The 15,421-nt window shown below is 68.5% G+C and carries 13 protein-coding genes; 5 read left to right on the forward strand and 8 right to left on the reverse strand.

Features of this window, described 5'->3' with window-relative positions; genetic code table 11:
• Positions 1-292: 292 nt before the first annotated feature.
• Positions 293-3,052, reverse strand: a complete 2,760-nt coding sequence (gene secA, locus BW981_RS14340; RefSeq protein WP_076440355.1) for a preprotein translocase subunit SecA — start codon at positions 3,050-3,052, stop codon at positions 293-295.
• 366 nt (positions 3,053-3,418) lie between these two features.
• Between secA and BW981_RS14345 the strand changes: the two genes are divergently transcribed.
• The 4 genes from BW981_RS14345 (at position 3,419) to mutT (ending at position 6,796) form a co-directional block, all read left to right on the forward strand.
• Positions 3,419-4,300 (forward strand): peptidylprolyl isomerase, encoded by an 882-nt coding sequence (locus tag BW981_RS14345; protein ID WP_076440357.1) that lies wholly within the window; start codon positions 3,419-3,421, stop codon positions 4,298-4,300.
• A gap of 225 nt (positions 4,301-4,525) precedes the next feature.
• A complete protein-coding gene (argJ, locus tag BW981_RS14350) occupies positions 4,526-5,770 on the forward strand; it encodes a bifunctional glutamate N-acetyltransferase/amino-acid acetyltransferase ArgJ (protein ID WP_076440359.1) in 1,245 nt (414 codons plus the stop codon).
• Between the two features lie 96 nt (positions 5,771-5,866).
• Complete coding sequence (locus BW981_RS14355) at positions 5,867-6,379, forward strand: peptidase associated/transthyretin-like domain-containing protein (RefSeq protein WP_076440361.1); 513 nt, start codon at positions 5,867-5,869, stop codon at positions 6,377-6,379.
• 12 nt (positions 6,380-6,391) lie between these two features.
• Positions 6,392-6,796 carry an 8-oxo-dGTP diphosphatase MutT gene (mutT, locus tag BW981_RS14360; protein ID WP_076440363.1) on the forward strand — a complete coding sequence of 135 codons (405 nt, stop codon included), beginning with the start codon at positions 6,392-6,394 and terminating at the stop codon, positions 6,794-6,796.
• Positions 6,797-6,798: 2 nt separating this feature from the next.
• On the opposite strand, the gene BW981_RS23410 is transcribed toward mutT, so the two are convergent.
• The 5 genes from BW981_RS23410 to BW981_RS14385 form a co-directional block, all read right to left on the reverse strand.
• Positions 6,799-7,560, reverse strand: a complete 762-nt coding sequence (locus tag BW981_RS23410) for a DUF930 domain-containing protein (RefSeq protein ID WP_244560333.1) — start codon at positions 7,558-7,560, stop codon at positions 6,799-6,801.
• A 46-nt stretch (positions 7,561-7,606) separates the two neighbouring features.
• The gene (locus BW981_RS14370) at positions 7,607-8,803 is read right to left on the reverse strand and encodes a winged helix-turn-helix domain-containing protein (RefSeq protein WP_076440365.1); all 1,197 of its coding nucleotides are present in this window, start codon (positions 8,801-8,803) and stop codon (positions 7,607-7,609) included.
• Between the two features lie 111 nt (positions 8,804-8,914).
• Entirely contained in the window at positions 8,915-9,448 is a 534-nt protein-coding gene (locus BW981_RS14375; RefSeq protein ID WP_244560334.1) for a CAP domain-containing protein, read from the reverse strand.
• 4 nt (positions 9,449-9,452) lie between these two features.
• Positions 9,453-12,101 carry a DUF3772 domain-containing protein gene (locus BW981_RS14380; RefSeq protein WP_175624136.1) on the reverse strand — a complete coding sequence of 883 codons (2,649 nt, stop codon included), beginning with the start codon at positions 12,099-12,101 and terminating at the stop codon, positions 9,453-9,455.
• A 205-nt stretch (positions 12,102-12,306) separates the two neighbouring features.
• Positions 12,307-13,404: an ROK family protein gene (locus BW981_RS14385; RefSeq protein WP_076440369.1), complete on the reverse strand. Its 1,098-nt coding sequence runs from the start codon at positions 13,402-13,404 to the stop codon at positions 12,307-12,309.
• A 171-nt stretch (positions 13,405-13,575) separates the two neighbouring features.
• Here BW981_RS14385 and BW981_RS14390 point away from each other — a divergent pair, with 171 nt between their 5' ends.
• Positions 13,576-14,052: a DUF2938 domain-containing protein gene (locus tag BW981_RS14390; protein WP_076440371.1), complete on the forward strand. Its 477-nt coding sequence runs from the start codon at positions 13,576-13,578 to the stop codon at positions 14,050-14,052.
• A 120-nt stretch (positions 14,053-14,172) separates the two neighbouring features.
• Here the strand turns inward: BW981_RS14390 and BW981_RS14395 are convergent, their stop codons facing one another.
• Entirely contained in the window at positions 14,173-14,931 is a 759-nt protein-coding gene (locus BW981_RS14395) for a GNAT family N-acetyltransferase (protein ID WP_139333769.1), read from the reverse strand.
• Positions 14,932-14,954: 23 nt separating this feature from the next.
• Positions 14,955-15,416 (reverse strand): cupin domain-containing protein, encoded by a 462-nt coding sequence (locus tag BW981_RS14400; protein ID WP_076440375.1) that lies wholly within the window; start codon positions 15,414-15,416, stop codon positions 14,955-14,957.
• Positions 15,417-15,421 lie beyond the last annotated feature (5 nt).

Here is a 15,421-nt window from a genome sequence, read left to right on the forward strand (position 1 = left end):
GCCGACCGCGTCCCCACCAACGGCACACCTCCGGATGGCTGCCCCCCGGGGACGAGGTGGGGGCAGGTTAAGGGCGCGGCGGGAGGCGGGGATAATTTCTGGAGAGGCTGTGTCCCCTGTCATTCCGGGGCTCGCGCAGCGAGAACCCGAAACCCACGAGCAGGCTCCACCCTCTCCCCTCACGCGGACGGGAACCCCTCGCAGCGCTCACCCGGTCGTGGGTTCCGGGTTCGGCTTGACGGCCGCCCCGGAATGACAGGGGCGGGTCGCGAGGGCCGGCCGGTTCGCGAGGTCAGATATACTGGCCGTGGCAGTGCTTGTATTTCTTGCCCGAGCCGCAGGGGCAGGGCTCGTTGCGGCCGACCTGGCCCCAGGTCGAGGGGTCGTTCGGATCGCGCCCGGACTCCGCGGCCGGCGCGGCGAAGGGCGAGCCGCTGCCGAAGGGGTTTGCGGTCGCGCCGCCGTCCTGGACCTGCAGCGGAGCCTGCTCCTCCGGCTGGTCGAAGCGCACCTCGATGCGCATCAGATGGCCGGTGACCTGCTGGCGCAGCTGGCCGATCAGCCCGTCGAAGAGCTCGAAGGCTTCCTGCTTGTATTCCTGCAGCGGGTCGCGCTGGGCATAGCCGCGCCAGCCGATGACCTGGCGCAGATGGTCGAGCGTGACGAGGTGCTCGCGCCAGAGATGGTCGAGCGTCTGGAGCAGGACCTGCTTCTCGACATAGGTCATCACCTCCTCGCTGTTGCGGGCGATGCGGCCGGCATAGTCCTCGTCGGCAAGCTTGCGGATGCGCTCGCGCAGCTCGCTGTCGGCGATGCCCTCCTCCTTCGCCCAGTCCTCGATCGGCAGGTCGAGGTTGAGGTACTGGATCACCTCCTGCTTCAGGCCGGCGGTGTCCCACTGCTCGGGATAGGCTTCCTCGGGGATATGGCGGGCGACGAGGTCGTCGACGGTGCCCTGGCGCATGTCGTCGATGGTCTCGCGCACCGTCGGCTGCTTCATGAAGTCGCGGCGCTGCTCGAAGACGACCTTGCGCTGGTCGTTCATGACGTCGTCGTATTTCAGGATGTTCTTGCGGATGTCGAAGTTGCGCGCCTCGACCTTGCCCTGCGCCTTCTCGACCGCCTTGTTGATCCAGGGATGGACGATCGCCTCGTCCTCCTTGAGGCCGAGCTTGGTCAGCATGCCGTCCATGCGGTCGGAGCCGAAGATGCGCATCAGATCGTCCTGCAGCGACAGGAAGAACTTGGAGCGGCCGGGGTCGCCCTGGCGGCCGGCGCGGCCGCGCAGCTGGTTGTCGATGCGGCGGCTCTCGTGCCGCTCGGTGCCGACGATGTAGAGCCCGCCCGATTTCAGCACGCGCTGCTTGAAATCGGCGACCTCGGCGCGGATGGCGGCGGCCCGCGCATCACGCTCCGGACCTTCCTCCATGCCGGCGAGGTCGTGGCTGATGCGCATCTCGGCATTGCCGCCGAGCTGGATGTCGGTGCCGCGGCCGGCCATGTTGGTGGCGATGGTGATGGCGCCCGGCACGCCGGCCTGGGCGACGATATAGGCCTCCTGCTCGTGGAAGCGGGCATTCAGCACGGCGAAGGCCTTGACGGTCTCGCCCTTGCGGGCTGCCGCGTAGACGGGCTCCAGCGCCGTCGGGTCGGTGAAGTCGAGCAGCTGGTAGCCCGCCTTCTCCAGCATCTCGGCGATCAGCTCCGAGCGTTCGATCGAGGTGGTGCCGACGAGGACAGGCTGGCCTTTCTCCTGCGCCAGCTTGATCTCGCGGATGACGCCGCGGACCTTCTCCTCGAAGGTGCGGTAGACCTCGTCGTCCTCATCCTTGCGCGCCACCGGCACGTTGGTCGGGATCTCGACGACCTCCAGCTTGTAGATCTGGAAGAATTCCTCGGCCTCGGTCGCCGCCGTGCCGGTCATGCCGGCGAGCTTGGAATAGAGCCGGAAGTAGTTCTGGAAGGTGATCGAGGCCAGCGTCGCGTTCTCGGGCTGGACGGTGACGCCCTCCTTGGCCTCGAGCGCCTGGTGCAGCCCTTCGGAATAGCGACGCCCCGGCATCATGCGGCCGGTGAACTCGTCGATGATCACCACCTCGTCGTTGCGGACGATGTAATCCTTGTCCTTGGTGAAGAGGCTATGGGCCCGCAATGCCTGGTTGACGTGGTGGACGATGGTGATGTTGTGGGCGTCGTAGAGGTCGCCCTCCAGGAGGATGCCGGCCTCGCGCAGCAGCTCCTCGATATGCTCGTTGCCCGCCTCGGTGAGCGCGACGGTGCGCTGCTTCTCGTCGACCTCGTAATCGCTCGGGACGAGGCCCGGCAGCACCTTGTCGATCGAGACATAGAGGTCGGACTTGTCGTCGAGCGGGCCGGAGATGATCAGCGGGGTGCGCGCCTCGTCGACCAGGATCGAGTCGACCTCGTCGACGATCGCGAAATGGTGGCCGCGCTGGCTCATCTGCGCGACGTCGTACTTCATGTTGTCGCGCAGATAGTCGAAGCCGAACTCGTTGTTCGTGCCGTAGGTGATGTCGCAGGCATAGGCGCGCTGGCGTTCCTCGTCGTCGAGGCCGTGCACGATGATGCCGACGGAGAGGCCGAGGAAGTTGTAGAGCTTCGACATCCACTCGGCGTCGCGCCGGGCGAGATAGTCGTTGACGGTGACGACATGGACGCCGTTCCCGCCGAGGGCGTTGAGATAGGTGGGAAGCGTGGCGACCAGCGTCTTGCCCTCGCCGGTCTTCATCTCGGCGATGGCGCCCTCATGCAGCACCATGCCGCCGACGAGCTGGACGTCGTAGGGCCGCTGGCCGAGCACACGCTTGGCCGCCTCCCGCACCGTGGCGAAGGCCGGCACCAGCAGGTCGTCGAGCTTCTTGCCTGCCGCCAGCTGCTGCCGGAACTCCTCGGTGCGGGCTTTCAGCGCCTCGTCGCTCAGGGCGGCCACCTCGTTTTCCAGCGCGTTGATCGCCGCGACGCGGGGCTGGTAGCCCTTGACGCGGCGGTCGTTCGACGAGCCGAAGAGTTTCTTTGCGAGCGCGCCAAGCATGTTGGGCCTTTCAGGTGGTGTCTCGACGTCCGGCGGGCAGGGGCCGGAGCCGGCCGCGCCCGGGCCGAAGCGCGGGTATTCTCGAATGCGACCGCGTGTTTAGACGCGTGCGCGGGAAGGGTCCAGCGCGCGTTTCGCCTCGAAGAGCCCGAAAGGCGCGGATGAATTCGAGCCTGCATGTGGTGCGCTGGAGCAGCGCTTCCAAGAGACGGGCGCGAGGGCCGGCGCAGCGCCCGGCGCGGCCCGGCTGCCACGCGCTCCGGAAGCGCCGGATCCGCCTTGCCTTTGCCGCGTTCAACTGGCAGTGCAGCCGCAATCATTTCGGTTCCCAATCCTGCCGGTTCCTCTGCGAAAGGCCGTGTCCGCATGAAGTCCAACCGTATCGTCGCCGCGCTCGGTCTCGTCGTGCTGATGGCGGGACCTGCCTTCGCCCAGCCCGCGCCGGTTCCCGCCGACACCGTCGTCGCCAGGGTCAACGGCCTGCCGATCACGCAGAAGGAGGTCGATCTCGCCACCGAGGACCTCGGCGAGCGCCTGGCCCAGCTGCCCGAGGAGCGGCGCCGGGACGAAGTGATCAACTACCTCGTCGACCTGAAGATCGGCGCCAAGGCCGCCGCCGACGCCAAGATCGGCGATACGCCGGACTTCACCGCCCGCCTCGCCTACTATCGCGACAAGGTGCTGCTCGATCAGTACCTGACGAACGAGGGCAAGAAGGCGGTGACGGAAGCCGCGGCCAAAAAGCTCTTCGACGACACCACCAAGGCGATGGCCCCGGAGGAGGAAGCCCATGCCCGGCACATCCTCGTCGAGACCGAGGACCAGGCCAAGGCGGTCGAGGCACGGCTGAAGAAGGGCGAGGACTTCGCCAAGGTCGCGGGCGAGCTGTCGAAGGATCCCGGCTCCGGCAAGGAGGGCGGCGATCTCGGCTGGTTCACCAAGGACCGCATGGTGCCCGAATTCGCGGAAGCCGCCTTCAAGCTGAAGAAGGGCGAAGTCTCGCCGCCGGTGAAGAGCCAGTTCGGCTGGCACATCATCAAGCTGGAGGACAAGCGCTCGAAGCCGCTGCCGGATTTCGCGGCAGTGAAGCCGCAGATCGACCAGTATCTCGAGCGCAAGGCGCAGCAGGACCTGGTGCTGGCGCTGCGCGAGAAGGCCAAGATCGAGCGGCTCGACAAGCCGGCTGCTCCGGCGGCGCCGGCCACCCCCGCGGCCCCCGCCACTCCTGCCGAGCCGAAGAAGAACTGATTCAGGGCCGTCATTCTCGGGCCCAGCGCAGCGCAGACCCGAGAATCTCTCCCCGGAGATGCCCGGGTCGAGCCCGAGCATGACGGAGATCTTCATTTTATAGGGCGGCCCTTGCGGCCGCCCTTCTTGTTTTCGTCATCGCTCTGCGGCAGAGGGCAGGGCGGCTTCCAATGACGCCGGCCGCGACCGCGATACGGCACGGCCAAGCCCGCAGGAGAATGCCCGATGGCTGGCAAGGACGTTCCCGTTTCCCCGCTCGCGCCCAAGCGCCAACCCAAGGTGCCGCCGATCGCGGGCGTGCGCTTCGCCACCGCCGAGGCCGGCATCCGCTACAAGGGGCGCCAGGACGTCTGGTTCGCGCTGCTCGACGAGGGCACGCAGGTCGCCGGCGTCTTCACCCGTTCGAAATGCCCGTCCGCGCCGGTCGACTGGTGCCGGGAGAACCTGAAGCAGGGTTCGGCCCGGGCCGTCGTCGTCAATTCGGGCAATGCCAACGCCTTTACCGGGCTGAAGGGACGCGATTCCGTCAAGCTGACCGCCGAGATCGCCGCCAAGGCCGCCGGCTGCCAGCCGCAGGAGGTCTTCATCGCCTCGACCGGCGTGATCGGCGAGCCGCTCGACGCGACGAAGTTCGAGGGCGTGCTGCAGGACTGTGCCAAGCGGGCCGCGGACGGCCCCTGGATCGACGCCGCCAGGGCGATCATGACGACCGACACCTTCCCGAAGGCGCTGAGCCGCAAGGCGAAGATCGACGGCAAGGAGGTGCTGATCGCCGGCATCGCCAAGGGCGCGGGCATGATCGCGCCGGACATGGCGACGATGCTCTCCTTCGTCTTCACCGATGCGCCGATCGCGGCGCCGGTGCTGCAGGCGCTGCTGTCGAAGGGCGTGAAGGGCTCGTTCAACGCCGTGACGGTCGATAGCGACACCTCGACCTCGGACACGCTGATGCTGTTCGCGACGGGCAAGGCCAGGGACGTGCCGGCCATCACTCAGATCGGCGATCCGCGCCTCTCCGGCTTCAAGCGGGCGCTGAACTCGATCCTGCTGGAACTCGCCCATCTCGTCTGCAAGGACGGCGAGGGCGCGCGGAAATTCGTCGAGGTGCGGGTCACCGGGGCGATGTCCTCGCGCTCGGCCAAGCGCGTCGCGCTCTCCATCGCCAATTCGCCGCTGGTCAAGACGGCCATCGCGGGCGAGGACGCCAATTGGGGCCGGGTGGTGATGGCGGTCGGCAAGGCCGGCGAGCCGGCGGACCGCGACCGGCTCGACATCGGCTTCGGCGACATTCTCGTGGCCAAGCAGGGCGCGCGTGCGCCGTCCTACGACGAAGCCGCCGTGTCGGACTATATGAAGGGCGATACGATCGTCATCACGGCCGATCTCGGGCTCGGGCGCGGCAAGTCCACCGTCTGGACCTGCGATCTCACCAAGGCCTATGTCGAGATCAACGGCGACTATCGCTCCTGACGCGTCCTGAGCGCGCTCCGCAGTTGCGGGCTCGCGGCTGCGGCGGCATCATCCTCGCCGGGGCTGCCGGAGCCGGCAGGCGTGGGGCGTGAGATCATGAGACATGCGTTCGTGGCGGCGGGCCTGCTGGCCGCGGCTCTCGGGGCCTGCGTCGAGCGCAAGCCGGCGACGGTGGCGTTCTCGACCGAGGAGGCGGCCTTCATCAAGAAGGGTGGGACCGGGATCATCACCGGCCACGCCTTCCGCACCAAGGCGAGCGGCGTCGTCGTCAATGCGGCCGGGCAGGTGGTGCGGCTGATCCCGGCGACCGGCTTCGCGCGCGAGCGCTTCGCCAATCTCTATGGCCGGGGCAAATACATTCCGCACGCGGCCTATCCCCGCGAGGATGCGGTCGACCCGGCCTATTCCGACTACAGCCGCACGACCAAGGCGGAGGCGAATGGCCGCTTCGTCTTCCACAATGTCGCGCCGGGCACCTACTACCTGACCACACAGGTGATCTGGGGCGACGAGGCGGCCTTCTCCCGCGAGGGCGGTTCGGTCTATGACACGGTGACGCTGACGGGCAAGGAAACCGAGCCCGTCCATGTCATTCTCTCCGGCAACTGAGATCGCCCCCTCGTGAAGCTTCTCCTCGTCGTCGCCTGCGCCTTGATCGATGCCGACAACCGCGTCCTCGTCACCCAGCGTCCCGAGGGAAAGGCGCTGGCCGGCCTGTGGGAATTCCCTGGCGGCAAGCTCGAAGCCGGCGAGCGGCCGGAGCCCGCGCTGATCCGCGAGCTTCACGAGGAGCTCGGCATCACCGTGAAGGAAGCCTGCCTGGCGCCGCTGACCTTCGCCAGTTATGCCTATCCCGAGTTTCACCTGCTGATGCCGCTCTATGTCTGCCGGCGCTGGGAAGGCACGCCCATGTCGAGGGAGGCGCAGGCCCTGAAATGGGTCCGCCCCGGCAAGCTGCGCGATCTCGCCATGCCGCCGGCCGACGAGCCGCTCATTCCGCCGCTGATCGACCTGCTCGGCGCCTGAGATCAGTGGACGGCCGGCAGGCCGAGGGCTTCCCAGCGCTCCTGCGGGATCGGCTCGCCAACATGGAAGGCGAAGGCCGTGATCCGTGTCAGGTCAGGCGAGACCGTGCAGGCGAAGCGCAACCCGTACCAGCGCCGCTTGCTGCGAAAAGCCGCGCCTTCCGCGGTCAAGACCCGGCCCGAGAGCTTCGTGCCCGCCAGCGCATAGGCGGTGACGCGATCCGGCTCGAAATCACGCTGCCACTCATGGATCTGGCCCATCGCCTCCAGCCCACACAACTGTTCGACGCGCTCGCCCGGCGCGAGGCGCGGCAGCAACGCGACGGTCTCGCGACTGCGCGGATCTGACAGCACCCGCTGCGAGAGCATGCGCGGCGGATGGACCATGCCGTCGGCATCGACGGGGGCCGGTTGAGAAGGCCGCACCGGGGGCTGTGGCGAGGGTGCAGACGCATCCGGCTTTGGAGGAGCTTCGGGCAAGGTTGGCGCGGCAGGTACGGGGGCGACGGCCGGCGCCGGCTTCGGCCGGATCAGCGCCTCGAATTCCTCCTGAGTCCGCAGCTCGACCTCGACGCTCTCCTCCGCGATCGGAACGCTCTCGAAGCTCCGGGTCGCGACCGAGGCCAGCCAGGCCAACAGGGCCGCATGCAGAATCGCGGCAATCGGCAGGCCGGGGGGTGGCATCGAAGGCCGAGCCCGGATCGCGGCGGCCATGGTCAGGCTGAAGTCCGACCAGGGGCAGGTCCTGACGGTCGCGCTCTCCACATCATCCGCTTGCCTGCCCCCTTCCCCTGCCGGGCAACAGCGACGATCAAGCCGGCATTTCTGTGGTCTCGGGCTCAGACTCCACCGCCGCCTCGTCCAGTGCGAGCTGGAAACGCTCGAATCGCTGCAATTCCCCCTCGATCAGGGCCTTGCGTTCGGCGCTCTCGGCGCCCTCCAGCCAGGTCCATCGCTGGATCAGCAGCCGGCCGGCGGCGCGGTCGGTCTTGAGGTCGAGCACGGCGACGACCTCGTCGCCGATGAGCACGGGCAGGGCGAAATAGCCGTAGACGCGGTTTTCCGGCTTCAGATAGGCCTCGAAGACATGGCCGTAGCCGAAGAACAGGCTGGTGCGCCTGCGCTGGATCATCAGCGGATCGAAGGGCGAGAGGATGTGGACGAGCCCCGGCTCGGGCTCCGCCACGGTCTCCAGCGTCTCGGGAGCGGCCCAATGGGCGGTCTTGCCGGCGCCTTCGAGCATGACCGGCACGAGCGTCCGGTTGCGCAGCCGCGTGGCGATCTGCGCCGCGACGCCCTTCTTGGCGGGGGCGTCGAGATGGCAGATGGAGTCGAGGCTGACGATGCCTTGCGCGCGCAGCGCCCGGTCGAGCTTGTAGGCGGCGACCTGCCGCTCGGTCGCCGGGGCCGGGCGCTTCTCCCAGCCGAAATGCCGGTCGAAGAGCGCATAGGTCTTGAGCATGCCGGACCGGGCCGCGATCGCCAGCTCGCCATCGTAGAAGGCGCGCTCCAGCAGGCCCTTGGACGGTTTCCTGCTGGCCCAGAGATGCGCCTTCTCGACCGGCTCCTCCGCGATGTCCCGGATGGAGAGCGGCCCGTCCCGCCGGATGCGGCGCAGGAGCTTGCGCGTCTCCTCGCGCGCGCCGACCGCCGACCAGCGCTTCGGCTCCTCGCGATGGGCCTTCATCGCCGGCAGGGCAAAGCGGATGTCGCGCGTCGGCACATAGGACAGGGCATGGGTCCAGTATTCGAAGACGCTCTTCTCGACCGATTGCAGATGCGCGAGGTCCGACCGGCGATAGGCCGGGATGCGCGAATAGAGGATATGGTGATGGCAGCGCTCGATCACGTTGATCGTGTCGATCTGCACATAGCCGAGCTGCTCGACGGCGGCGCGGGCCGCCTCGGGGCCGCTGCCGAAGGGCTCGCGCATGTCGAGGCGCTGGGCTCGCAGCCAGATCTGGCGGGCCTGCGCCGTGGTCAGGGTCGGAAGCTTGCGCGGCGGCATGGATCGCAGGCTAGCCGGCCCGGCGGGCCGGCGTAAGGGGCGGGCGGTGCCGAGGCTGACAGGGCGTGGCGGGAGCGAGGGCGCCGCGCCCCGCTGCCGCCGGCCCGCTCGTCAGGGCGCGAGGATCAGCGCCCAGTAGACCTGATATTTCGAGCCAGGGGCATAGGCGGTGGCGAGGCCCATGCGCTTTGCGCGCGCATCCTTCATCACCCGGTCGTGCTGGGGCGAATCGCGCCAGCCCGAGAAGGCCTCGGCCAGGCGGCGATAGCCGGCCGAGAGATTGGCCTCCGCACCGGAGACGCCCTCCCTCGCCAGCCGGGCCTTCACGGCATCCGCCTGGGCCGGCCTGTCGGAACGGGCCATGGCGTCCGCCTCGCGCTGGGCGGCCTCGACCAGAGAAGGATCGAGCGTCAGCGCGCCGAGGCCGGCATTCAGGCGATAGGCCGAGATCATGGCGCGGGCCTGCTCGACATCGACCTGGGCGGCGGCGGAGCCGAGGTCGCGATAGAAGGCGGGCTGCTGCGCCTGGCGCTGCGGCTCGGTGCAGCCGGCGATGCCGAGCAGGGCGAGCGCGCCGGCAATGGCGGCGGGGCAGCTCATGCGGAAGCGGCCCGCATCGGGGCGTTGCCTGTGGCGGAGAAGCATGGCGTCATTCCTTGTCGTCCTTGGCCGGCTCGGCCGATGTCGCGGGGGCAGGCTTGGCGGCCGTCTCGGCTGCTTCGTCTCCGGTTTCCTCGGCGTCCGGCAAAGGCAATGGCCGGCGCGCCGCAGGCGCTGTCTTCGGCGCCACGCGTCGCGGCGGCTCGCGGCTTGAAACGGCGGCGGCGATCTCGCCCAGCGATTGCTCGACGCCGTCCAGCCCCTTGACCAGAAGCTCCGGCGTGGCCGCGGCAGGCTCCATCTCCGCCAGCCGCTTCTGGATCGCGAAGTTCAGGTCGCTGGTGACGCGGCCGACGATCTCGACATCCGCGACCACGCAGATCAGGTCGAAATCCATCGTCGCGGTGCCGAGCTTCTTGAACAGCACGGTCGCAGGCGGCTTCTGCATGACGTCGCCATGGTTGCCGGAGACCTCCGACAGCATGGCCCTGACCTCGCCCGCATCGAGCGTGCGCGGCACCGACAGCGAGATCAGCACGCGCCCGGTGCGGTCGTTGCGGACGCGGTTGCGGACGACGCCGGAGATCAGGTTGGAGTTCGGGACGATGACCGTGGCGCGGTCGAAGGTGGCGATCTCGGTCGAGCGGACATTGATCCGCTTCACGATGCCCTCGACATCGCCGACCACGACCTGGTCGCCGACGCGGATCGGACGCTCCCAGAGCAGGATCAGGCCCGAGACGAAGTTCGACACCACCGATTGCAGGCCGAAACCGATACCGACCGAGAGCGCGGAGGCGACGAGGGTCAGCCGCTCCAGGCTCAGGCCCACGGCCGAGACCGCGATGGCGACCGCCGAGGTGAAGCCGACATAGCCGGCGGCGGTGGTGATCGAGTTGCGCAGGCCGAGATCCATCGAGGTCGTCGGCAGGAACTGGTTCTCCAGCCAGCGCTGGATCGCCTTGGTCGCGGCGACGCCGAGCGCGAAGACGAAGACGCCGATGACGATGGTCGAGAGCGAGATCGTGACGCCGCCGACCTGGACGCCGAAGAAGGCGGCACGGACCGAGACGAAGAAATCCGTCGATTCCAGGCCCCATGGCGCGAGGACCAGCAGCACCGCGACGATGATCAGCAGCAGCTTGAGCAGGCCGACCGAGATGACCGAGATCTTGTCGAGCGTGGCGCTGCGCAGGCCGACGCCCGCCTTGAGCGTCATCGCGAGACGGCCCTTGCCGCTCAGCAGACGCGGAATGCCGAGATCGATGAACTGGTGGACCAGAAGATAGAGGCAGGCGATGACGCCGATCCACAGCGTCTGCTCGGCGAGGAAGGAGGCGAAGACGACGTAGCCGCCGAGCGCGGCCGCGATGATCGCGATGCCGATTATCCAGCCGATGATGCGCAACGGGCCGAGCCTGGCGCCATCGACCGGGACATAGGGTCCAAGGCACGCCTCCTGCTCGATCTCCTCGTCGTCGCGGATCTGGTAGAGGCCCGCGATCAGCGTCAGCGCGAACAGCATGGCGAAGCCGGCCTTGACGATGATCGAGATGGCAAGGCCGGCGGCGATCGCCTGAAGCCAGGCTTCGGAGACCTTGCCGACGGCCATCACCAGCGCGAGCGAGCTCGCGATCCAGACGACGCTGCGGGCGGTGGTGTCCATCACGCTGATCAGGCGGCGCTGGCGGTTGCCCGAGGCGAAGATCGCGTCGGCGAGCGCCTGCACGAAGGCGAAGAAGGCGAGCCCCACGACGAAGGCCCAGATCACGGGCTGGATGCGCGGCGGCAGCAGGCCGGTGGTGGCGAAGGCCTTGTAGATCAGCCAGCTCGCCAGGGCCGGCGGCGCCGCGCCCGCGACGATATGGGCGAGCGCCACATAGAGGCAGTGCAGCCCGCCCGACTCCGTCATATTGGTGTAGCGCGCCTTGAAGCGCGGCAGATAGCGGGCCCGTACCAGATAGAGCAGCAGCGCGACGAGCAGGGAGAGAAGGATGACGAGCCCGCGCGTGCCCGACAGGGCGTCGTTCACGCCCTCCAGCCAGCCGCCGAAGATATAGCCCGAGGCGCGCAGATCCTCGGGCGCCGTCGCCACCGCATTGCCCCAGACCTCGGGGTTGAGGATCGAGGGCCCGGCTGCGAACAACGCCTTGGCGAAGATGTCGCGCCGCTTGTCGCCGATCGCGGTCTGGAGCTGCTGGGCCTGGAGCAGGGCCGCCTTCGCCAGCCGCAGCGTCTCGTCGGCATCGCCGTAAGCCTTGATGCGAGCGTCGCGCTCGCGGGCGATGTCCGGGCTTTCGGGTGGCGCGTTGGCGTCCGGCTTGGGCCCGAGCTGGTCGAGCTTGGCCTTGGCCTGGTCGACGCGCGGCGTCTGCTCCTCGATCAGGACCCGGAGATGATCGAGCGACGGCTGGAGACGAACGCGCTGGCGCTGCAGATCGGCGTCGCTGGAACTCGGCGCGTCGACGACGACCTCGATCCCGGTCAGCTCGGTGCGGATCGAATCGAGCCTGGCCCGGACGCTGCCGGGGTCCGGCGGGGCGGACGGCGCCGGCTGCTGCGCGAAGGCCGGGCCGAAAGCGATGCCGACGATCAGCAGGAGCAGCGCCAGAAAGGCCGCTGCGCGGGAGGCGAGGCGGTTCAGCGCCCCAAAATGCTGTGGTTCCGAAGACTGGTATGGTTCCGGAGACTTGGCCATGGCCGCGTTGCCCTGCTCGGAATGATTCGCCCGCGTTGCGACACTCGGCATGCGCGCAGCGTGCTGGCAAGTCGCAGACGGATTTTGGAGAACCGGCAAGGAAGAGCTCCGGGACAGGCCAGCGGGGAACGGGGCTTCGACCCGCCCAAGCCTCTTCACCGGGAAAGGCGACCTCAAGATGGCACGGACTGCCGGCCGCGCCGTCTCACCCCTTCTTCGCCTGCTTGCCTTTTGGCTGGGGCTTCGTCCGGTTGCGATAGCTCGCATTGCCGAGGCCGGTGCCGATGGTCAGGACGCCCCAGTTCTCGACATCCTGCATCGCCGGCATCGCGCTGAGGCCCTGGATCACGGCGTCGTTGTGCATGACGATCTCGGTGTCGTGGCCGCCGATCTCCGGCACCATCTCGCGCACGCTCTCGACCAGGTTGAAGCGGCTGCTCTCCCAGTTGCCAGGCAGATTCTGCGCTCCGCGCTCGATGCTGCCATCCGCCTCGATCACGCCGGGGCAGCCGATGCCGATGAAGGGGGCGACCCGCAGGCCCTCCTCCTTCGCGGCGGCGATCTGCTCCTTCAGCATCTTGCCGAGGCGCTTGATCGCGGCGTCGCGGCTCGGCTCCTCATCGGCATGGCGCCAGAGTTCGGAGCGCCAGACCCGCGCCTTGCTGAGGTCGTCGGCCTTCTTCTGCCGCAGCTCGACAATGCCGGCGCGGATGTTCGAGCCGCCGATATCGACCGCGACGAGGCTGTCATAGGCCTCGAAGATCCATTTCGGGGCGAGGTGGGCGCTGCCGACCAGCCCGGCCTCGTCGGGGTGATGGCCGACGGGGACGAGGTCGATCTGCCGGCCTTCCGTCCGCAGGATGATCGCCGCCCGCGCGATGGCGAGCTCGCCGATCCGGCTTTCGCGGAAGCCGCCGCCGACGACAATGCGCTCGATCGCGGCCCAGCTCTTCAGCCGCATGAAGCGGCGGATGACGAAGGCGAGCGACTGCGCGAAGTTCTCGATCGCGCTGAGCACGATCGCCGCCTCGGCGGCGCTGCCATCCTTCAGCAGCGCGTCAAGCTCCTTCTTGGAGATCGCCGCGGTTTCGCCGTCGAGCGGGTCGTCGCCGCTGCGCTTCAGATGCGTGCGCAGGTCATCGAGACTCTCGACGAAGGCGCGCCGGCTGGCCTTGTCGCCGACGAAGCCCTCCTCGTCGCGTGTCTCAAGATTATAGCTCGTCACCACGACGGAGGGCAGTTCCTCGGCGCCGTGCGGTCCGGTCGATTGCCTGCCCGATGTCTCGGCCGCTGCGCCGCTCATGCTCTTTCGCCCCCGCTGTCGTCGAGACAAGGCAACCCCGCAACGGCATGCGGTGTTCCGCGACGGACGGAGCAGGCGCTGCGGAGGGGGCCGGGCCGCGCCAGGCCTGCTTGACGCGGGCTGCCGGCATCGCTCCAAGAGTTCAAAAGGGAAAAGCGCTGGGGGCGGATCATGCAGGACTTCATCGGCAGGGCCGTCGTGATCGGCGTCGGGGCGACCGTGCTGTTCGATCTGTGGTCCCAGTTCCTCCGGCTTTTCGGCCTGCCGAAGCCGAACTGGGCGCCGCCGGGGCGCTGGTTCGCGCATCTGCTGCGGGGGCGCGTCGCGCATGCGGATATCGGCAAGACGGAACCTGTCACCGGAGAGGCCGCCATCGGCTGGGCCTTCCACTATGGTGTCGGCATCCTGTTCGCGGCGGTGCTGTTGGGCGTCTGGGGCACCGGATGGGCGCGCAACCCGACCTTCCTGCCGGCCCTGATCGTCGGGCTCGCCACGGTCGGTTGCGGCTGGTTTATGCTGCAGCCCGGCATGGGGATGGGCATCGCGGCCTCGAAGCGGCCGAATGCGACGCAGATCCGCGTGCTCAACATCGTCGGCCACACCGTCTTCGCGGTCGGGCTCTACGGAACCGCGCTGCTGACGCGCTGACCTTGCGCGTCATTGCGAGCGCAGCGAAGCAATCCAGGGGCCGGCTGAACCGTTCGACAAGGTCCCCCTGGATTGCTTCGTCGCTTCGCTTCTCGCAATGACGATAGCACCCGCTGCCGGTCACTCGAGGATGCGCGTCTCGTAGGCGTAGAGCTCGCGGAAGCCCAGGCTGCGGTAGAGCTTGTTGGCCACCGCATTGGTCTGCTCGACCTGGAGATAGGCGCTGTGGCAGCCCATGGCGCCAGCCCAGCCCATCAGGCCGGTGACGATGCTGCGGCCGAGACCCTTGCCGCGGTGGCCCGGGTCGACGCAGATCAACCCGATCTCGGCCATGCCGCGCTCGGCGACGCCCATGCCGAAGGCGACCGCCTCTCCCTCGATCAACCATGTCGCGAAAGCGGCGGGCAGCCGGACCTTCTCGACGATGGCGGCGAGGTTGCCGGCATGGGTCTTCACGCCCGATTGCTGCGCGGCGACGCCGGCGATCCATTCGGCCTCGGGCCTCGCCTCGATCTGGAGTTCCCCTTCGCCGGCCACCGGCACGCCGTCGAGCGGCGCGATCATGCCGAAGGAGGCATCCTTGACGCGGTAGCCCCGCGCCAGCACGGCGTCCCGGGTCGCCGGCGCCACGAGCGGCGTCAGCCGGATGCAGGGCTGCAGGCCATCGGCGCGGTAGAGTTCCTCGATCAGGTCGAGCATCGTGTCGTCGAGCTCGGCTCCGTGGCTGAGCGGCGTCGCGGCATTGGCCCGGCCGGAATAGCCATTGGCGAAGCGCAGCACCCAGTCGCCGACGATCAGGGTCGACAGCGAGGGCCAGGCGTTGATGATGCGCCGCTCGCATTCCAGGGCGAGGGCGGCGTCTTCCTTGGTGATCGACATCGTCTCTAATCCCTGCGAATTCGTCATGCCGCCGAAGGCTTGCGCGGCGTCGGCCGCCAATCGGGCGGCGCCATCTCGAAGCCGGAAAAGGCGAAGCCCGGCGCGACCGTGCAGCCGACCAGCGTCCAGGCACCGAGCGAGGTCGCGCTCTGCCACCAGCCGGCCTCGACCACGAATTGCGGGCGCTGTCCGGCGGCGAGGTCGGTCCCCAGGCGATGCGCGGACGCGTCATGCCCGTTCGGCGAGACGGTGATCACCAGCGGAGCGCCGGCATAATGATGCCAGATCTCGGCGGCATCGACCCGGTGCCATTCCGAGGTCTCGCCCGCATCGAGCAGGTAGTAGATGGCGGTCGAGTGCCCGCGCCCGTCCGGGCCTGCCGTATCGCGGAAGGTTTCGCGGTAGTGCCCGCCTTCCGGATGCGGTTTCAGGTCGAGCAGGCGGATCACCTCCGCCGCGGTCAGGCCGTCGAGCCGGTGCGACATGATGC

The sequence above is a fragment of the Allobosea sp. TND4EK4 genome, from assembly GCF_900156025.1.
Taxonomy (GTDB): Bacteria; Pseudomonadota; Alphaproteobacteria; order Rhizobiales; family Beijerinckiaceae; genus Allobosea.